Source organism: Pseudomonas sp. zfem003 (assembly GCF_032621675.1).
In the GTDB taxonomy this organism is placed as follows: Bacteria; Pseudomonadota; Gammaproteobacteria; order Pseudomonadales; family Pseudomonadaceae; genus Metapseudomonas; species Metapseudomonas otitidis.
Genome location: NZ_JAVYJG010000003.1, coordinates 359,987 through 378,489 on the forward strand (window position 1 = coordinate 359,987; position 18,503 = coordinate 378,489).

Consider the following 18,503-nt stretch of genomic DNA (forward strand, 5'->3'; position numbering starts at 1 on the left):
CCGTAACGGCCTTTCATTTCCCTGGGAGCCGCCATGAGCCTGGCCAGCCCGCGTCCGCTTTTCTTCGCCGCCTTCCTCGCCTGCGTCGCCGTGATGGCCGGTGCCCTCTACCTGGAGCACGTGGAGGGGCTGGAGCCCTGCCCGCTGTGCATCGTCCAGCGCATCTTCATCATTCTGTTCGGCATCGCCTGCCTGGCGGCGGCGCTGCACAACCCGCAGTTCAAGGGCCGTCGCGTCTACTCGGTGCTGGCGCTGCTGTTCGCCGCCGGTGGTGCCGCCACTGCCGGGCGCCAGGTCTGGCTGCAGGGTGTTCCGGCCGACCAGCTGCCGGCCTGCCTGCCGAGCCTGGAGTTCATGATGGAGGCGCTGCCGTTCCAGGAGATCGTCAAGCTGATGCTCCATGGCACCGCCGATTGCGCCGAGGTCACCTGGACGCTGTTCGGCATGAGCATCCCCGAGTGGAGCCTGCTGGCCTTCGCCGGTTGCATCCTCTTCTCGCTGTACCAGCTGCTGCGCCGCGCCTGACTCCCCTTCCCGCCATGCCTGGCCCCAGCAGGCCAGATATGGCGCGGCCCGACGATCAAACGCCTGTATGAAATTTTCCCGCCGGGTGCCTTGAAGGCATTTCGGCAGCGGCATACTCTGGCCCGCACGTGACGTCGGAAAGCTGCCGCTTCCATGTCCCGTCTCCCTTCACATGCCCCGATCGACAAAAAACCGTCTCGGCGCAGACGACAGCATCAATGGTTAGGGACGCGAGGTCATCATGCTCGAGAGCTGCAAGAACGCCCAGGAACGCTGGGGTGGCGTACACCAGTTGATCGACCGCTGGTTGCAGGAACGCCAGGAACTCATCGGCGTCTTCACCCGCCTGGACCACAGCCCCGAGGTGCCATCGCCCGAGGCGCTGCAAGGCTTCTGCGAAGTGCTGGTGGACTACGTCTCGGCCGGCCACTTCGAGGTCTACGAGCAACTGATGAATGAGGCGCGGGCCTTTGGAGATCAGCGCGGCCTGGAACTGGCCAAGCAGATCTACCCGCGCATCGAGGCCATCACCGAGGCCGCGCTCGGCTTCAACGACTGCTGCGACGGCAGCGAGAACCGCGAGATCTGCTTCAAGACCGAGCTGAAACGCCTGGGGCAACTGCTGCACGAGCGCTTCGACCTGGAGGACTGCCTCATCGAGGTGCTGCACACCGCCCACCAGGACCAGGCGACCCAGCTCGCCTGATCACTTCGTTTCGAGCAGCTCCAGCTCGAACACCAGGGGCGCATGGGGTGGGATCACATCCCCGGCGCCCTCCGCTCCATAGGCCTTCTCCGAAGGAATCACCAGCCGCCAGCGTGCGCCCACCGGCATCTGCTGCAGGGCTTCCCGCCACCCCGCGATGACGCTGTCCAGGCGGAACCACTGCGGCGTGCTGCTCTCGTCGAACACGCTGCCATCGGCCAGCTGGCCGCGATAGGCCACCCGCACCTGGCCGTTGGCCGAAGGCTTCGGGCCGCTGCCGTGGCGCAGCTCGGTCACCAGGATGCCGCCGGGCAACTCCTTCACGCCGTACTTGCCCCGCTCCAGGGCCAGGAAATACTTCTCTGCCGTCTGCGCCCGCTTCGTACTCGAGCCCGCCTGCTCCAGGCTCGCTTCGTGGTGTTCCAGGAGCTTCTCCATGCGTGCCGGGTCCAGCTCGGGTTTCTCGCCCTTGTAGGTCCGCGAAAGCCCGCGCAGCAGCTCGTCCAGCGGCAGCCCCGGCGCCTCGGCGCGCAGACGCTCGCCGATCTTCGCGCCCATGCTGTAGGCGAGGTCCTTCTGGTCGTCCGCCGCATGCGCGGCACCCAGCAGCAGGCACAGGGGCAACAGGGCGAGACGGCGCATGGAAAACACTCCGGAAGGCAGGGGCTGCGATTATGCCAGCGCCGTGAACCGGTGCGCGGCAGGGAGCTAGCGACGCGTTGAATCGGGGTCTAGTATGGGCCGCACCATCGACCGCCCGGAGGCGCGCCATGTCGGCCAAGAAGAAGCCCGTTAGCACCCCGCTGCACCTGCTCCAGCAACTGTCCCACAGCCTGATCGAACACCTCGAGAACGCCTGCAGCCAGGCGTTGGTCGATGCCGAGAAACTGCTGACCAAACTGGAGAAGCAGCGCGGCAAGGCCCAGGAGAAACTCCACGGCGCCCGCACCAAGCTGCAGGACGCTGCCAAGGCCGGCAAGGCCAAGGCCCAGGCCAAGGCGAAGGACGCCATCGCCGAGCTGGAGGAGCTGCTCGAAGCCCTCAAGGCCCGCCAGGCCGAGACCCGTGCCTACATCATCGAGCTCAAGCGTGATGCCCAGGAAAGCCTCAAGCTGGCCCAGGGCGTCGGCAAGGTGAAGGAAGCCGCCAACAAGGCCCTCGCCGCTCGTGAAGCCAAGGCCAAGCCGGCCGCCAAGGCCGCTGCCAAACCTGCCGCCGCCAAACCGGCTGCCAAGCCCGCCGTGAGCAAGGCCGCGCCCGCCAAGGCCGCGAAGCCGGCTGCGGCCAAACCCGCCGCCAGCAAGGCCGCCGCGAAACCCGCTGCCAAGCCTGCCGCGAAGGCGCCGGCCAAGGCCGCGAGCAAACCGGCCGCCAAACCGGCCAGCAAGCCTGCCGCTGCCAAACCGGCTGCCAGCAAGGCCGCCCCGGCCAAGCCGGCTGCAGCAGCTGCCAAGCCTGCCGCCAAACCAGCGGCAGCCAAAGCACCGGCCGCCAAGGCCCCGGCCAAGGCAACCGCCGCGAAACCGGCTGCTGCCAAGCCCGCTGCGGCCAAGCCTGCTGCTGCGAAACCCGCCGCCAAGCCGGCCGCCAAACCCGCTGCCAAGCCCAAGGCTGTAGCCAAGGCTCCTGCCGCCAAGCCGGCCACACCGGCTGCACCCGCCGCGGCTCCGGCTGCTCCTGCTGCGGCCCCCGAGTCCGCCGCTCCGGCGACGCCGTCCGCCTAAGGCGTCCGGCCTGCGGCGCGCAGTCGATCCAGCGCGTCGCAGGCCTTCCCGGCATCCCCCGCCAAGGCCTCCAGCCAACCGTCCTGCTCGTCCTGGCCTACCGGCCAATGCGCGGCAGCCTGCTCCAGGCGCGCCAGCAATGCCCGCTCCGCGTCCAGCTCCAGGTCCTTCAACCGCTGCCGCAGGGCAGCCCGTTCCCCATCCTGTTGCGCACCGTCTCGCCAGTCCTGGCGCAGGCGACGCAGGGGCATCACCACGTCTCGCTGCCAGGGCTCCGCCAGATTGCGCAGGGCGTCGCAGCGCTCGGGCGTGCAGGTGACGCCGCGCGCCTCCAGCCAACGGGCTGCCAGCAACAGGCAGACGTCCGCGCCCTCTTCCTGAAGCGCCAGGCAGGCCGCCTCGACGCCGGGCCGGGCGTAGAGTTGCAGGGCGAAATTCCATAGATCGGGGGGCATGGCGTGTACCGGGCGGTGGCGGAATGAAGCTGATAAACTCCGCCGCCATTATGATCCGACTCCAGAACCTCACTCTACAGCGTGGTCCCCAGCGCCTGCTCGAAGGCGCCGAACTGACCCTGCACACCGGCCAGAAGGTCGGCCTCATCGGCGCCAACGGTGCCGGTAAATCCAGCCTCTTCGCCCTGCTGCGCGGCGAGCTCGGCCCCGACGCCGGCGACTGCTTCGTGCCGGCCGACTGGCGCATCGCCCACATGCGCCAGGAGGTGGACACCCTCGACCGCCTGGCGGTGGACTACGTCCTCGACGGCGATGTGCACCTGCGTCGCGTGCAGGCCGAACTGGCCGCCGCCGAGGCCGGCCATGACGGCACCGCCATCGCCCGCCTGCACATCGAGCTGGACAGCGCCGACGGCTACACCGCCGATGCCCGCGCCCGCAAGCTGCTGGCCGGCCTGGGCTTCACTGCCGAGCAGATGGACCGCCGCGTCGGCGACTTCTCCGGTGGCTGGCGGATGCGCCTGAACCTGGCCCAGGCGCTGATGTGCCCGTCCGAGCTGCTGTTGCTCGACGAGCCCACCAACCACCTGGACCTCGACGCCATCCTCTGGCTGGAGGAATGGCTCAAGGGCTACCCCGGCACCCTGCTGCTGATCTCCCACGACCGCGACTTCCTCGATGCCGTGGTGGACAACGTCGCCCACCTGGAACAGCAGAAGCTGACCCTCTACCGCGGCGGCTACTCGGCCTTCGAGCGCACCCGCGCCGAACGCCTGGCGCAGCAGCAACAGGCCTACGAGAAGCAGCAGGCCCAGCGTGCGCACATGGAGAAGTACATCGCCCGCTTCAAGGCCCAGGCCACCAAGGCCCGCCAGGCGCAGAGCCGGATCAAGGCCCTGGAGCGCCTGGAGGAACTGGCGCCCGCCCACGTCGATTCGCCCTTCGATTTCGTCTTCCGCGAGGCGGACAAGATCTCCAGCCCGCTGCTGGACGTGTCCGAAGGCCAGCTCGGCTACGGCGACAAGGTGGTGCTGCAGCAGGTCAAGCTGCAGCTCGTTCCCGGCGCGCGCATCGGCCTGCTCGGCCCCAACGGCGCGGGCAAGTCCACCCTGATCAAGACCCTTTCCGGTGAACTGGCGCCTGTGGCCGGACGCCTGGCCCGGGGCGAGAACCTCGCCATCGGCTACTTCGCCCAGCACCAGCTGGACTCCCTCGATCCCAAGGCCAGCCCGTTGCTGCACCTGCAGCGCATCGCCCCGGCCGAGCGCGAGCAGACCCTGCGCGATTTCCTCGGCGGCTTCGACTTCCGCGGCGACCGCTGCGACGAGCCGGTGCTGAACTTCTCCGGTGGCGAGAAGGCGCGCCTGGCCCTGGCGCTGATCGCCTGGCAGAAGCCCAACCTGCTGCTGCTCGACGAACCCACCAACCACCTGGACCTGGAAATGCGCCTGGCGCTGACCATGGCCCTGCAGGAGTTCGCCGGCGCGGTGCTGGTGGTCTCCCACGATCGCCACCTGCTCAAGAGCACCACCGACGAGTTCCTGCTGGTGGCCGACGGCCGCATCCAGCCCTTCGATGGCGACCTCGACGACTACGCCCGCTGGCTGGTCGACTACCGTGCCCGCCAGGCGCCGGCCAGCAGCGCTCCCTCGGCCCCCAATGGCGCCGGCACCGACAAGCGCGCCCAGCGCCAGGCCGCCGCCGCCCTGCGTCAGCAACTGGCGCCGTTCAAGAAGCAGGCCGAGAAGCTGGAGAAGGACCTGGGCAAGGTCCACGAGCAACTGGCCGAGGTGGAAACCCGCCTGGGCGACGCCGGCCTCTACGAATCGGCGCGCAAGGACGAGCTGCGTGAGGCCCTGGCCGAACAGGCCCGCCTGAAGGCCCGCGAGGCCGAGCTGGAAGAACAGTGGCTGGAAGCCCTGGAGCACCTCGAGTCGCTGCAGGCCCAACTGGAGGCCGCCGACTGATGGACGAGCTCGACCTGCTGGCCGCCTGGAGCGAGCCGCTGATCCGCAGCGCCCAGGTGCTGCTCATCCTGTTCCTCGCCTGGCTGGTCCAGCGCCTGGTGACGCGGGGCATCACCCGCCTGGGCAATCGCTACCCGCAGCTGCCCCAGGAGTTGCTGCTGCCGCTGCGCGGCCTGCTGCGCTGGATGATCCTGGGCAGCGCCTTCATGTTGGTGCTGGAGCGCCTGGGGGTGTCGGCCGAGGTGCTGTGGACGGCCATCACCGGCTTCACCGCCGTGGCAGCGGTGGCGTTCTTCGCCATCTGGAGCGTCCTCTCCAACATGTTCTGCGCGGTGCTGATCTTCTCCCTCGGGCCGTTCCGCCTGGGCGACACGGTGGAGGTGGTGGAGAGCGCCGACAAGCCCGGCGTGAAGGGCCGCGTGGTGGCCATCAACCTCTTCTACACCACCCTGCAGGACGTCACCGAAGGGGCCGCCGGCGCGCTGATCCAGGTGCCCAACAGCCTGTTCTTCCAGAAAGCCGTGCGCCGCTGGCGCTGAGCGCCGGCCGGGGGCTGTGCAGTGAACCCGCTGCGGAGTAGGCTGCCTGACCCCAACCCTGAAATTCCCGAGGTCCTGCCATGGCTCTGCACACCTGGCTCGCATTTCTGGTCGCCTGCTGGGTGATCAGCCTGTCCCCTGGCGCGGGCGCCATCGCGTCCATGTCCTCCGGCCTGCAATACGGCTTCCTGCGTGGCTACTGGAACGCCATCGGCCTGCAACTGGGCCTGGCGCTGCAGATCGCCATCGTCGCTGCCGGCGTGGGCGCCATCCTCGCCACCTCGGCCATGGCCTTCGGGCTGATCAAGTGGTTCGGCGTGGCCTACCTCGCCTACCTGGCCTACCGCCAGTGGCGCGCGCTGCCCAGTGACCTCGACGCCGGTGCCGGCGAGCGTCCTCTGGGCCGACCGCTGACCATGGTGCTGCGCGGCTTCCTGGTGAACGTGAGCAACCCCAAGGCGATCGTCTTCATGCTCGCCGTGCTGCCGCAGTTCATCGATCCCCACGCCCCGCTGCTGCCGCAGTACCTGGTGATGGGCGCGACCATGATCACCGTCGACCTGATCGTCATGGCCGGCTACACCGGCCTGGCTGCCAAGGTGCTGCGCCTGCTGCGCTCCCCGGCCCAGCAGCGCACCATGAACCGCACCTTCGCTGCGCTGTTCGTCGGCGCTGCCGCCCTGCTGGCCACCGTGCGCCGCGCCCCGGCGTGATGCAGTCGATGCCCCAAGCGTGACCCGGCGCCGCGACAGCGCGGCGCCCGGTCAATAGGCTGCCGGTCTTCTTTTGCGGAGCACCGGCATGCCGCCATCCCATACCCACGCCGGGGTCTACGGCGACTCCCCCGACCTCGCCATCGCCCCCGTCAGCCACCCGCCGCTGGAGCGTGCGCTGCATGCCGCCTGCCGTGACATGGGCTTGACCGAGGCCTACCTGGCCGCCCTGCGCGACCCCGCCATCGGCCCCGAGCCGCGCCTGCTGCTGGGCGTGACGGGCTCCGACCTGGGCGGCCGTCGGCGCCTGGCGACGCTGGTGGCGCAGATGCTGCCGGATGAGCTGGAACTGGACCTGATCGAACTGGAGGACGACAGCCTCTCCAACGCCCTGCGCGAGTGCTGCCAGGCGTTCTACCGGGTCTGAGGGGATCGGACGGGCGCCCCCTGTGGGCCGCCCGTCGCGCCGGGTCAGCGCAGGATGCGCGCCGGTTCGTCCGGCGGCAGCGCCGGCTGCATGGGCTGGACGTCGAAGGTGGTGGTGCCACCGCCCAGCTGCTCTTCCATCTGCCGGGCGACGTCTTCGCCCAGCGAGCGCGACACCTCGCGCACCACGCGGCCACGGTTGTGGCTGATGCGTGCATCACGGCCGTTCACCAGCTTCACGTCTTGGGCTTCGCCCATGGCGGTGAAGGCCGAGGACACCTGGAAGGTCTTGGTGTCGATCAGGCTGAAGTCCGCCACCAGGGTCAGGCCCAGCACGCTGGAGTAGCTGTCGGTGTTGTCCAGGGCGTTGGTGTCCTGGCGGAAGTCCGCATCCGACACGGTGCCGAACAGCACGTAGTCGGCACCGGGGAACTGCCCGTCACGGATGCGCTGGATCACGTCGTAGATCGCCTGGCTTTCCGGGTCGCCGCTGAAGGGGCGGGCCTGGACGAGCTGGAAGCGCCCGCGCTTGATGATCTCACCACGGATGTCCCCGGAGAACTTGCGCAGCTCACCGCGCTCGACGTAGCTGTAGTTGCCCTCTTCCTCGTGGTAGCTGCTGGAGGAATGCCCGGTGTAGGGGCCGTACTGGGCGTTGTCCTTGGAGTCGACGGTGCGGAAGTACTGGCTCACCTGCTGCTCGTAGGCCAGGTCCGCCACCGCCACCTTGGGTGCGGCCTGGCTGGCGAAGGCCAGGGCCGCGGCCAACAGGCCGATCAGTGCTCGCATGGGTCAGCGCTCCGTGGTCTTGCGGATTTCCTTCTCGTCCATCCACTCCGCCAGGCCGCTTTCCACGTCGATCAGCTGCAGGCTGAACTTGTAGAACACGTCCTTGTAGTCGCTGCTGCGCTTGACGATGGAGCTGATGGAGCCTTCGAGACGGTACTTGGCAGCGACCATGTTGCCGGTCTTGGCGACGGTGGAGTTCTTGTACAGGCCGCTCTGGTTCTGCAGCTTGAGCTGCTCCACCTGGCTCTGCATGTCGGTGTTGTCGCTGGCGAAGCGGGCGGTGCCGGACTTCAGCAACTGGGTCTTGATGCTGGTGGTGATCTCGCGGGTGTCGATGTATTCGCTGGTCTTGTTCTTCACGTCGTAGACCTGGATCACCGGGCGGCCGCGCAGCACGCCGGACTGGGCCAGGGAACGGGTCATGGACTCGGCGATCATCTGCAGGTCGGTGGAGCCGAATTCGTTGGTGATCAGCTCGACGGCCTTGCTGTCGCCGTAGCTGATGTTGCCGCCGCCGAGCACCGGCGAGGGCTTGGAGGCGCAGCCGGAAACGGCGATGACGAAGGCGGCGATGCAGGTGGTGCGGAAAAGGCGCATGGGGGCTCTCGCTTGACGGTCGGGTTCAGGGTCAGTCAGGGGTGTTCATTTCCAGGCGGAAGTCGGTGGCCTGGGGCACCGGCGCGATGGCGGGCAGGTAGGTGGTCTGCGAGCCGTAGAGGGGCAGGGCCTTCCAGGCTTCCTCGCCGGCGACCGGGAAGCCGTCCTTGTCCAGCCAGGCGAAGCGGTAGTAGAGGGTGCGGTTCTGCTTGTGGGTGTTGACCAGCTTCACCTTGACGGTGAGGAAACCGTTCTCGCGGGCGACGCGCATGGTGTCGACCTCGATGTCCTCCACCTCGCCCATGGGGGCCAGCTTGCTGGAGGCGGTTTCGTGGCTGCAGCCGGTGAGCAGGGCCAGGGTGAGCCCGGCGATCAGTAAGGTGCGCATGTGTGTCCTCAGGGCATGTGGGTGCTGGCCACGGCGGGCACGCCGGGCGTTGGGGTTCGGGTGGCGGCGCCGTGGGCGAAGACCTGGCCGGCCACCACGCGGACGGGGATGACCTGGTAGGGCCGTTCCACCTTCAGATCCAGCTCGGCGAGCCCGTGGGCGGTGGGCAGGGTGAGGCGGTGCTCGCCCCGGCTCAGGCGCAGGCGGGCGACGCGGATGCTGTTGGGCAGGGTGCGCCAGGTGCGCTCGTCGGCGCCTTCGGTGAGGGTCGACATCAGGCCCACGGCGAGGCTCGCCCAGGGGTTGCCGTTATCGTTCAACTGCTTCTGCGCCACCCCACGGGAGACGGCGCGCACGGTGGTGCGCAGGATGATCCCGGGCATGTCGTCCAGCAGGGCGCGGTAGGACATGGCGCGGATGCTGCCCAGCTCGGTGAGCTCGGCGGCCTCGCCGTCGATCAGCAGGTCGGAAGGCGGGCGGGTGGTGTTGTCGTCCCGCAGTATCGGGAAGGACACGGTGCTGACCACCAGGCCCGAATCCAGGGGCAGCGGCAGGGGGATGCGCACCGAGTCACGGGCCGGGGCGAAGCCACTCTGGATCACCACCAGCACCTCGCTTTCGTCCGCCTCCGGTGGCGGTGAGTCGAGGTCCAGCAGGGCCTGTTCCAGCAGCGGCGTCTCCGGGCGCAGTTCGGCGGCCTTGCGGTAGCCGGGGGCGGCCAGGCCGCGCTCGCCGAGGGCTTCGTAGACGAAGCCGGCGAGGTAGTGGCTGAAGGCGCTCTGGTAGCTGTTCTTCAGCCCCAGCACCTCGGGGGCGTTGAGGGCGCCCACCGGGTAGCCGTTGAGGTCCTTCAGCTCGGTGGTGACGCCCTGGCGCTCGGCCTCTTCTTCGCGCTCGAGGTATTCCTTGTCGCGCAGTTCGGCGATCAGCGCCTCGCGCTCGTGGGTCTTCTTGATCTCGGTGCGGGCGCTGTCGAAATCGTTGAGGGCCAGGTCGTTGAGGGCCATCTGCGTGGTCAGCATGACCTTCTCGTAGTCGTAGCCCTCGTAGCGGCGCATCTTGTCGTTGATCAGGTAGGCGCTGAACTCGGCCAGGTAGCGGCCCGGGTCGGCCTTGACCGCCTCTTCCCACCGGTACACCTGCTGGTCGGCCTGGCGCCAGGCGGCCTGGCTGCCGGCGAAGTCGCCCCGGGAGCGCAGCAGCTCGCCCTTCTCCAGGTAATACAGCAGGTCCTTGTCCTCGCCGTCGTTGTTGGCTTCGAGCAGGCCGATGGCGCCGTCGACGTTGCCGCTGGCGAGGTACTGGCTGGTTTCGGTGAGTTCGCTCTGGTAGCTGCGAAAGGCGGTGCAGCCGCTGAGCGCGAGGGGGATGCAGACCGCGAGGGCGGTGAGTGCACGGGGGAGCATGACGGCCTCTTCCAATCCTTGATACTGCCAGCCGGTGAGGGCTGATCCAGGCGTGCACTGGCTGTACGGCGGCGTCCTGCCAATCCCCACGCGAGGGGGCTTCGTCACGGTGCCGGGACGAGCCGGCGCAGTATATGCGAAAAGGCCGGGCGGTGATGGCGCCCTGGTGGCAATGAAGGGGCGTACGATTCGTCTCCCGTCGGCGTCGGAGCCCGTCCGCTGGCATACTGCGCGCCCATTTCCCAGCAGGAGACGCCCATGCGTGTGTGGATCGATGCCGATGCCTGCCCCCGGGCAGCCAAGGACCAGGTCATCAAGTTCGCCCTCAAGCGCCACTTCGAGGTGGTGCTGGTGGCCGGCCAGAGCCAGGTCAAGCCGGCCTTCGCCTGCGTGCGCCTGGTGGTGGTGCCCAGCGGGCCGGATGCGGCGGACGATCACCTGGTGGAGCAGGCCGAGCCGGGCGACCTGGTGATCTGCAGCGATGTGCCGCTGGCCGACCGGCTGATCAAGAAGGGCGTGGCGGCCCTCGACCCTCGGGGCCGCGAGTTCGACGAGCGCAACATGGGCGAGCGCCTGGCAGTGCGCAACCTGATGACCGACCTGCGCGACCAGGGCCAGATGGGCGGCGGCCAGGCCCCCTATGGCGAGCGCGAGCGCCAGGCCTTCGCCAATGCGCTGGACCGCCTGCTGACACGCCTCAGCCGGGGCTGATCAGCCGCAGAGGTAGGTACCCGTCCCCACCGCCACCAGCGTGCCGTCGTCGGCATGCAGTTCCGAGCGCACTACCGCCACCTTGTTGCCCGCGCGCAGCGGCACCGCCGTGGCGGTGAACCGCGTGCCGCGTCCGGGGCGCAGGTAGTCGATGCGCAGGTCGATGGTGCCGAGCTTCGAGAGCCGCGTCATGCGCTCGCCGGTGGACAGGTGCTGGTGCCGCTGGAAGGCGCCGATAAGCGCCATGGCGCCGCCGGTGACGTCCAGCAGCGAGGCGATCACGCCGCCGTGGAGAATGCCGTGGACGAAGTTGCCGATCAGCTCGGGCTTCATCGGCAGGTGCATGGTCACCCGCTCGGCGGACAGCTCGTCCAGCTGGATGCCGAGGGACTGGTTGAAGGGGATGCGCTCGAAGAACTGGCGCACCGCGTCCTGCAGCTCCGGGGTGAGGATGAAGGTGTTGTCGGGCATGGCGCACCTGGGCACGAAAGGCAGGGATTCGACGCTGCCGCAGCCGTGGGTGCTCGGACAAGGGGACTGGCCCGTGCAGCGGAGGGAATGGCCGGATCGGCCTGGAGGGGCGGCCGGGCGGCCGCTCCTCACGGGTCAGGCGTGGGTCAGGCGTGGGTCAGTTCCAGCACCCGGTCTACCAGCTTGTAGATGCCGGAGGCGGCTTCGCTGATGGATTGCGCCAGCATGTAGGCCGGGGTGCTCACCAGCTTGCGGCCTTCGTCCTCGACGATGTCGCCGACGGCGCATTCGACGTGCTGGGCGCCCATGCTTTCCAGGGCCTTGGCGGTGTCGGCGTCGTTGCCGATGGTGCAGGCGACGCCCTCGCCGTAGATCTTCGCCGCCAGGTGCGGCGCGATGCAGATCAGGCCAACGGGCTTGCCGGCCTGGGCGAAGGCCTGGGCGGCGGCGAGCACGTCCGGCTGGACCTGGCAGGCGGGGCCGTTGAAGGCGAAGTCACTGAGGTTCTTCGCGGCACCGAAGCCACCGGGGATGATCAGCGCGTCGAAGTCCTCGGCCTTCAGTTCGCGCACGTCCTTCACGGCGCCACGGGCGATTCGCGCGGACTCGGTGAGCACGTTGCGGCTTTCGGGCATTTCCTCGCCGGTGAGGTGGTTGAGCACGTGGTGCTGGGCGACGTTGGGGGCGAAGCACTGCACCTTGGCCCCGCGCTGGTCCAGGCGCAGCAGGGTGATGACGCTCTCGTGGATCTCGGCGCCGTCGTAGACACCGCAGCCGGACAGGATGACGGCAACGTGCTTGTTCATGGTTCTCTCCTTTTCACGGGGCTGCCCCCAGGGTTTCCTGGAGGAAGGCCTGGGCTTGCCGATGGGCATCCTCGGCCAGCCCGGGTTGGTAGGTATTCAGGTCACTGCGCTGGTCGAACACATGGCCGGCCCCGGCGTACTGCACCACCTGCAGCCGCTCCGGCGAAAGCCCCTCCATGGCTGATAGACACTGGCGCGGGTCGGTGATTCGATCCGCCGTGCCGAGGAACATCAGCACGGGGGCGCTACGGGCCACGCCCTGGCGCAGGTGGGCGGGGAAGCCGCAGTAGGGGTAGAAGGCGATGGCGCCGCGCACGCCGTCGAGCGCGCCGTCTCCGGCGGCGGGGAAGCCGTGGCCGGCAGCGCCGTCGTAGGCGAGCGCGTCGAGGACGGTCCAGCCGCCATGGGAGTAGCCCAGCAGGGCCAGGCGCTGGCGGTCCACCTTGGGCATCGCGCGGGCCAGGTCGAGGGCGGCGTAGACATCCAGGGCGCGCTCGTTGCCCCACAGGCGCTTGCCGTCGCAGACCGGGTGCCAGTCGCGGATGTCGCGGGCGCCGAAGCTGTCGACGAACAGCAGGGCATAGCCCTGGGGCAGCAGCCAGTCGCGCACGTTGTCGACGAAGCCGGGGCTCTGCCCGCTGCAGCCGTGGAACACCAGCACTGTGGGGAACGGGCCGTCACCGGCGGGGGTGTGCAGGCTCAGGTGGTCGACCAGTCGCTGGCGCGCGGTGGGCAGGTCGTCCGCCACCGGCAGCAAGGCCTGGCGATAGGGGTAGAGGCCCAGCAGGGCGGCGCTGGCGGTGGCCAGCAGGAGGAGCGAGAGCAGTCGTCTGAGAGGTGTACGCATCTGTCGTCATATGCCGGTCGGGCTGTCATGCCGCGCCAGGGGCGGCGGGCCGCTCGGGCGTAGCATCGAGGCTGGCAATCCTAGCCCCTGCAACGTCCGAACGATACGGCCTCCCCATGAATTACGTCCTCTACGCGGTTCCCGTGTTCTTCCTGCTGATCGGCCTCGAACTGCTCGCCGACCGCTGGCGTGGCGTGCGCACCTACCGCACCGCCGATGCGATCAACAGCCTCAGCGCGGGGGTGCTGTCCACCACCTGCGGGCTGCTCACCAAGACGGTGGGCGTGCTCACCTACACCCTCGCCTGGCAGCACCTGGGGTTGCTGGCGCCGGACCCGACCAGCCCCTGGACCTGGGTGGCGGCCTTCGTCTTCTACGACTTCTGCTACTACTGGAACCACCGCCTGGGCCATGAGCGCAACGTGCTCTGGGCGGCGCATTCGGTGCACCACCAGAGCGAGGAGTACAACCTGTCCACGGCGCTGCGGCAGACCAGCACCGGCTTCATCTTCGGCTGGATCTTCTACCTGCCGATGGCTTTGGCCGGCATCCCGCCGCTGGTGTTCCTGACGGTGGCGGCGATGAACCTGCTCTACCAGTTCTGGGTGCACACCCGCCATGTGCCGAAGCTGGGGCCGCTGGAGTGGGTGTTCATCACCCCGTCCAACCACCGGGTGCACCACGCGCAGAACCCGGTGTACATGGATCGCAACTACGGTGGCGTGTTCATCCTCTGGGACCGGCTGTTCGGCACTTTCCAGGAGGAGCTGGACGAGGAGCCGGTGGTGTTCGGAGTGACCACGCCGCTGGCCAGCTGGAACCCGCTGTGGGCCAACCTGCAGTTCTACGCCCAGCTGTGGCAGGACGCGGCGCGGGCGCGCTCCTGGTGGGACCGGCTGCGCATCTGGTTCATGCGCACCGGCTGGCGACCGGCGGACGTGGCCGAGCGCTACCCGCTGGCCAAGCCGGACCTGGCCCGCTTCCGCAAGTACGAGGTGCCGTTGTCGCCGGCCCGCACCGCCTATGCGGCGCTGCAGTTCACGCTGTACCTGCTGGGGGGCAGCTACCTGTTGGCAAAAGGAGACGGGATGGGGCTGCCGGCATTGCTGCTGGGTGGGGGCTGGTTGGCGTTCGGCCTGTTCGCCATCGGTGCCTGGCTGGAGAATCGGCCCTGGGCGATGGGGCTGGAGCTGGCGCGGCTGGCGTCCTGCGGGGTGCTTGCCAGCGTGGCTGGGCCGGTGGGGCTGGGTGTGGTGACGATGCCGGTCGGGGTGGGCCTGGGGCTGTACCTGGTGGTCAGCCTGGGGCTTCTGGCCGGGCTGCGCATGGCCCGGCCGGTGACGGCCTGAGTCAGCCTTCCTCGCTGCTTTCCCGGCGGCGTTCCTCACGGATGGCGCGGCTGTTGCGGATGCGACGGCGCAGCCAGAGCGCCAGGCCGATCAGCACCAGGCCGCCCAGCACCATCAGCTCGTAGCGCTTGAGGTTGCCGAGCATGCCTTCGAGCACGGCGCCGAAGTGGTAGGCGGCAAAGCCCAGGGCCAGGGCCCAGACGATGGCACCGATGCCGTTGAGGATGAGGTAGCGCAGCGGCGGGTAGCCGGACAGGCCGATGGCCACCGGCATCACGGTGCGCAGGCCGTAGACGAAGCGGAAGCTCAGCACCCAGATGTCCGGGTGGCGGCGGATGTGGTCCAGCGCCTTGTCGCCCATGGCCTGCCAGCGCGGCCGGCGGGAGAGGATCTGGCGGCCCTTGTGGCGGCCCAGGTAGTACCACAGCTGGTCACCGGCGTAGCTGCCGCAGAAGGCGGTGGCGACGACCACGTTGATGTCCATGTAGCCGCGGAACGCGAGGAATCCGGCCAGGACGAGAATGGTCTCGCCCTCGAAGAAGGTACCGAGGAAGAGGGCGAAGTACCCGAAATCCTGGAGGAATTGTTGCAGCATCATCAGGCAGCGCGGCAAAAATGAACGCGAAGCCTAACCGGGATGCCGTCGCGGGGAAAGCTCCCCGGGTTGGCCAGTGGCCAGCCGATGGTCGGCTTGTGAACCCGTCGGGGCTTGAGCGGTCGGGTTTTGCGCCTGTCGACGCGACCAAGGGTCGCTGTCATGCATTGTTACCATTCGGTCATAATTGCCCGCTTAAAATGTCGCACTGTGTCCGCCCCCGGACCCTGGAGTATGCCGTGAGCTTTACCCCCGCCAACCGCCTGTTCCCTGCTACCCGCCTGCGCCGCAACCGCCGTGATGATTTCTCCCGCCGCCTGGTGCGCGAGAACACCCTGACCGTCGATGATCTGATCCTGCCGGTGTTCGTGCTCGATGGCGAAAACCGCCGCGAAGCCGTGCCCTCGATGCCGGGCGTGGAGCGCCTGTCCATCGACCTGCTGCTGGACGCGGCCGAGCATTGGGTGGCCCTGGGGATTCCGGCGCTGGCGCTGTTCCCGGTGACCCCGCTGGAGAAGAAGTCCCTCGACGGTGCCGAAGCCTGGAACCCGGACGGCATCGCCCAGCGCGCCATCCGCGCCCTGCGTGCCCGCTTCCCGGAGCTGGGGGTTATCAGCGACGTGGCCCTGGACCCGTTCACCACCCACGGCCAGGACGGCATCCTCGACGAGGACGGCTACGTCCAGAACGACATCACCGTGGACGCGCTGGTCAAGCAGGCCCTGTCCCATGCCGAGGCGGGTGCCCAGGTGGTGGCCCCCTCCGACATGATGGACGGCCGCATCCAGGCCATCCGCGAGGCCCTGGAACTGGCCGACTTCCCCAACGTGCGGATCATGGCCTACTCGGCCAAGTACGCCAGCGCCTACTACGGCCCCTTCCGTGACGCGGTGGGTTCGGCGGCCAACCTGGGCAAGGCCAACAAGGCCAGCTACCAGATGGACCCGGCCAACGGTGATGAAGCCCTGCACGAAGTGGCAGCGGACCTCGCCGAAGGCGCCGACATGGTCATGGTCAAGCCGGGCATGCCCTACCTGGACATCGTCTGGCGCGTGAAGGAGGCCTTCCGCGTACCGACCTTCGCCTACCAGGTCAGCGGCGAGTACGCCATGCACATGGCGGCCATCCAGAACGGCTGGCTGAGCGAATCGGTGATTCTCGAATCGCTGACCGCATTCAAACGCGCCGGCGCCGATGGCATTCTTACCTACTTCGCGGTGCGTGCCGCAGAAATGCTCAAGAAGGGAGCCTGACTCCCCAGCAGGAACTTGAATGAACACCGACGGATTGAATACAGCCGCAACCCCCGACACCCAGACCGCCCCGGAGCAGCCGGTGGTGGAGGCCCAGGTTCCCGTACCGGCTCCCGTGGAGGCGCCCCCGCCTCCCGCGCCGATCCCGGGCCTGGATGACAGCAGCCTGTACATCCATCGGGAGCTGTCGCAGCTGCAGTTCAACATCCGTGTCCTGGAGCAGGCGCTCGACGAGACCTACCCCCTGCTTGAGCGCCTCAAGTTCCTGCTGATCTTCTCCAGCAACCTCGACGAGTTCTTCGAGATCCGCGTCGCCGGCCTGAAGAAGCAGATCAATTTCGCCCGTGAACAGGCAGGCGCCGACGGCCTGCTGCCGCACCAGGCGCTGGCCCGCATCAGCGAGCTGGTGCACGAGCAGGTGGGGCGGCAGTACAGCATCCTCAACGACGTGCTGCTGCCGGAGCTGGCCAAGCACCAGGTCAACTTCATCCGCCGCCGCTACTGGACGCCCAAGCTCAAGACCTGGGTGCGCCGCTACTTCCGCGACGAGATCGCGCCGATCATCAGCCCCATCGGCCTCGACCCGACGCACCCCTTCCCGCTGTTGGTGAACAAGAGCCTCAACTTCATCGTCGAGCTGGAGGGCGTCGATGCCTTCGGTCGTGATTCCGGCCTGGCCATCATCCCGGCGCCGCGCCTGCTACCGAGGGTGATCCGCGTGCCGGAGGAGATCAGCGGGCCGGGGGACAACTTCGTGTTCCTCTCCTCGATGATCCACGCCCACGCCGACGACCTGTTCCCCGGCATGAAGGTGAAGGGCTGCTACCAGTTCCGCCTGACCCGTAACGCCGATCTCGCGGTGGACACCGAGGACGTGGACGACCTGGCCCGCGCGCTGCGCGGCGAGCTGTTCTCCCGTCGCTATGGCGATGCGGTGCGCCTGGAGGTGGCGGACACCTGTCCGAAGCACCTGTCCGACTACCTGCTCAAGCAGTTCGGCCTCTCCGAGGGCGAGCTGTACCAGGTCAACGGGCCGGTGAACCTGACCCGCCTGTTCAGCATCACCGGGCTGGACAGCCATCCCGAGCTGCAGCACCCGAGCTTCACGCCGGTGATCCCCAAGTTGCTGCAGAAGGCCGAGAACCTGTTCAACGTGGTGGGCAAGCAGGACATCCTGCTGCTGCACCCCTTCGAGTCCTTCACCCCGGTGATCGACTTCCTGCGCCAGGCGGCCAAGGACCCCAACGTCCTCGCCATCAAGCAGACCCTGTACCGCGCCGGTGCCAACTCCGAGATCGTCGACTCCCTGGTGGAGGCGGCGCGCAACGGCAAGGAAGTGACGGCGGTGATCGAGCTGCGCGCGCGCTTCGACGAGGAGTCCAACCTGCAGCTGGCCAGCCGCCTGCAACAGGCCGGCGCCGTGGTCATCTACGGCGTGGTGGGCTTCAAGACCCACGCCAAGATGATGCTCATCCTGCGTCGCGAAGGCGGTGAGCTGCGCCGCTACGCCCATCTGGGCACCGGCAACTACCACGCCGGCAACGCGCGCCTGTACACCGACTACAGCCTGCTGACGGCGGACGAGGCCCTCGGCGAGGACCTGCACAAGCTGTTCAACCAGCTCATCGGCATGGGCAAGACCCTGCGCATGAAGAAGCTGCTGCATGCGCCCTTCACGCTGAAGAAGACCATCCTCGACATGATCGCCCGCGAGGCCCAGCACGCCAGCGAGGGCAAGCCGGCGCACATCATGGTGAAGGTCAACGCGCTGACCGACCCGAAGGTGATCCGCGCCCTCTACAAGGCCAGCCAGAGCGGCGTGAAGATCGACCTGGTGGTGCGTGGCATGTGCTGCCTGCGCCCGGGTATCCCCGGGGTGTCCCACAACATCCAGGTGCGTTCGATCATCGGCCGCTTCCTCGAGCACAGCCGGATCTACTACTTCCTCAACGACGGCGACGAGAAGCTCTACCTCTCCAGTGCCGACTGGATGGAGCGCAACCTCGACATGCGGGTGGAGACCTGCTTCCCGGTGGAAGGCAAGAAGCTCATCACCCGGGTGAAGAAGGAGCTGGAGACCTACCTGGCCGACAACACCCACAGCTGGGCCCTGCAGCCCGATGGCCGCTACCTGCGCAACAGCCCCAGCGGCAACCAGAACCCGCGCAACGCGCAGGCCATCCTGCTGGACAAGCTGCTCAACCCGCCGATCAGCGCGCGCTGAACGCGGACATGA

The 18,503-nt window shown here is 68.2% G+C and carries 21 protein-coding genes; 11 read left to right on the plus strand and 10 right to left on the minus strand.

Going from position 1 to position 18,503, the window contains the following annotated elements:
* Positions 1-33 precede the first annotated feature (33 nt).
* Entirely contained in the window at positions 34-525 is a 492-nt protein-coding gene (locus RTK35_RS07855; protein WP_316907736.1) for a disulfide bond formation protein B, read from the plus strand.
* A 241-nt stretch (positions 526-766) separates the two neighbouring features.
* Positions 767-1,231, plus strand: a complete 465-nt coding sequence (locus tag RTK35_RS07860; RefSeq protein WP_044400860.1) for an Rsd/AlgQ family anti-sigma factor — start codon at positions 767-769, stop codon at positions 1,229-1,231.
* On the opposite strand, the gene RTK35_RS07865 is transcribed toward RTK35_RS07860, so the two are convergent.
* On the minus strand, positions 1,232-1,873 hold the full coding sequence (locus RTK35_RS07865) for an FKBP-type peptidyl-prolyl cis-trans isomerase (RefSeq protein ID WP_044400863.1): 642 nt from the start codon (positions 1,871-1,873) through the stop codon (positions 1,232-1,234). It abuts the gene before it with no gap.
* Positions 1,874-2,001: 128 nt separating this feature from the next.
* On the opposite strand from RTK35_RS07865, the gene RTK35_RS07870 reads away from it, so the two are divergent.
* Positions 2,002-2,955, plus strand: coding sequence for an AlgP family protein (locus RTK35_RS07870; RefSeq protein ID WP_316907737.1), 954 nt, complete (start codon positions 2,002-2,004; stop codon positions 2,953-2,955).
* Here the strand turns inward: RTK35_RS07870 and RTK35_RS07875 are convergent.
* Positions 2,952-3,410 carry a TIGR02444 family protein gene (locus tag RTK35_RS07875; protein ID WP_301151380.1) on the minus strand — a complete coding sequence of 153 codons (459 nt, stop codon included), beginning with the start codon at positions 3,408-3,410 and terminating at the stop codon, positions 2,952-2,954. The genes RTK35_RS07870 and RTK35_RS07875 overlap by 4 nt on opposite strands.
* Before the next feature lie 50 nt (positions 3,411-3,460).
* Between RTK35_RS07875 and RTK35_RS07880 the strand changes: the two genes are divergently transcribed.
* The 4 genes from RTK35_RS07880 to RTK35_RS07895 all read left to right on the plus strand — a co-directional run bounded on the left by RTK35_RS07880 (position 3,461) and on the right by RTK35_RS07895 (position 7,056).
* Positions 3,461-5,377 (plus strand): ATP-binding cassette domain-containing protein, encoded by a 1,917-nt coding sequence (locus tag RTK35_RS07880; RefSeq protein ID WP_044400871.1) that lies wholly within the window; start codon positions 3,461-3,463, stop codon positions 5,375-5,377.
* On the plus strand, positions 5,377-5,916 hold the full coding sequence (locus RTK35_RS07885; RefSeq protein ID WP_074967019.1) for a mechanosensitive ion channel family protein: 540 nt from the start codon (positions 5,377-5,379) through the stop codon (positions 5,914-5,916). The genes RTK35_RS07880 and RTK35_RS07885 overlap by 1 nt, the downstream gene beginning before the upstream one ends.
* An 80-nt stretch (positions 5,917-5,996) precedes the next feature.
* The gene (locus tag RTK35_RS07890) at positions 5,997-6,629 is read left to right on the plus strand and encodes a LysE family transporter (protein ID WP_044400877.1); all 633 of its coding nucleotides are present in this window, start codon (positions 5,997-5,999) and stop codon (positions 6,627-6,629) included.
* Between the two features lie 88 nt (positions 6,630-6,717).
* The gene (locus RTK35_RS07895; RefSeq protein WP_044400880.1) at positions 6,718-7,056 is read left to right on the plus strand and encodes a hypothetical protein; all 339 of its coding nucleotides are present in this window, start codon (positions 6,718-6,720) and stop codon (positions 7,054-7,056) included.
* Positions 7,057-7,100: 44 nt separating this feature from the next.
* On the opposite strand, the gene RTK35_RS07900 is transcribed toward RTK35_RS07895, so the two are convergent.
* Genes RTK35_RS07900 through RTK35_RS07915 form a run of 4 tightly spaced genes read right to left on the minus strand, consistent with a single transcriptional unit; the run spans position 7,101 to position 10,235 of the window.
* Positions 7,101-7,844 carry a hypothetical protein gene (locus RTK35_RS07900; RefSeq protein ID WP_044400883.1) on the minus strand — a complete coding sequence of 248 codons (744 nt, stop codon included), beginning with the start codon at positions 7,842-7,844 and terminating at the stop codon, positions 7,101-7,103.
* 3 nt (positions 7,845-7,847) lie between these two features.
* A complete protein-coding gene (gene lpoB / locus RTK35_RS07905) occupies positions 7,848-8,441 on the minus strand; it encodes a penicillin-binding protein activator LpoB (protein ID WP_316907738.1) in 594 nt (197 codons plus the stop codon).
* A 31-nt stretch (positions 8,442-8,472) separates the two neighbouring features.
* The gene (locus tag RTK35_RS07910) at positions 8,473-8,829 is read right to left on the minus strand and encodes a YcfL family protein (RefSeq protein ID WP_069559515.1); all 357 of its coding nucleotides are present in this window, start codon (positions 8,827-8,829) and stop codon (positions 8,473-8,475) included.
* A gap of 8 nt (positions 8,830-8,837) precedes the next feature.
* Entirely contained in the window at positions 8,838-10,235 is a 1,398-nt protein-coding gene (locus RTK35_RS07915; protein WP_142013007.1) for a COG3014 family protein, read from the minus strand.
* Positions 10,236-10,493: 258 nt separating this feature from the next.
* Here RTK35_RS07915 and RTK35_RS07920 point away from each other — a divergent pair, with 258 nt between their 5' ends.
* On the plus strand, positions 10,494-10,946 hold the full coding sequence (locus RTK35_RS07920) for a YaiI/YqxD family protein (RefSeq protein ID WP_044400895.1): 453 nt from the start codon (positions 10,494-10,496) through the stop codon (positions 10,944-10,946).
* Here RTK35_RS07920 and RTK35_RS07925 read toward each other — a convergent pair whose 3' ends face one another.
* From RTK35_RS07925 to RTK35_RS07935, 3 genes are all read right to left on the minus strand, one after another.
* Positions 10,947-11,417, minus strand: a complete 471-nt coding sequence (locus tag RTK35_RS07925; RefSeq protein WP_236210651.1) for a thioesterase family protein — start codon at positions 11,415-11,417, stop codon at positions 10,947-10,949.
* Between the two features lie 146 nt (positions 11,418-11,563).
* Positions 11,564-12,223, minus strand: coding sequence for an isoprenoid biosynthesis glyoxalase ElbB (gene elbB, locus RTK35_RS07930; RefSeq protein ID WP_044400901.1), 660 nt, complete (start codon positions 12,221-12,223; stop codon positions 11,564-11,566).
* Positions 12,224-12,236: 13 nt separating this feature from the next.
* A complete protein-coding gene (locus RTK35_RS07935) occupies positions 12,237-13,070 on the minus strand; it encodes a dienelactone hydrolase family protein (RefSeq protein ID WP_316907739.1) in 834 nt (277 codons plus the stop codon).
* Between the two features lie 116 nt (positions 13,071-13,186).
* Here RTK35_RS07935 and RTK35_RS07940 point away from each other — a divergent pair, with 116 nt between their 5' ends.
* Positions 13,187-14,419, plus strand: a complete 1,233-nt coding sequence (locus RTK35_RS07940; protein WP_316907740.1) for a sterol desaturase family protein — start codon at positions 13,187-13,189, stop codon at positions 14,417-14,419.
* Between the two features lies 1 nt (position 14,420).
* On the opposite strand, the gene RTK35_RS07945 is transcribed toward RTK35_RS07940, so the two are convergent.
* Complete coding sequence (locus RTK35_RS07945) at positions 14,421-15,017, minus strand: DedA family protein (protein WP_160479852.1); 597 nt, start codon at positions 15,015-15,017, stop codon at positions 14,421-14,423.
* 236 nt (positions 15,018-15,253) lie between these two features.
* On the opposite strand from RTK35_RS07945, the gene hemB reads away from it, so the two are divergent.
* Positions 15,254-16,267, plus strand: coding sequence for a porphobilinogen synthase (gene hemB / locus RTK35_RS07950; RefSeq protein ID WP_044400911.1), 1,014 nt, complete (start codon positions 15,254-15,256; stop codon positions 16,265-16,267).
* 19 nt (positions 16,268-16,286) lie between these two features.
* A complete protein-coding gene (gene ppk1, locus RTK35_RS07955) occupies positions 16,287-18,491 on the plus strand; it encodes a polyphosphate kinase 1 (protein WP_074967030.1) in 2,205 nt (734 codons plus the stop codon).
* The last annotated feature ends 12 nt before the right edge of the window (positions 18,492-18,503 follow it).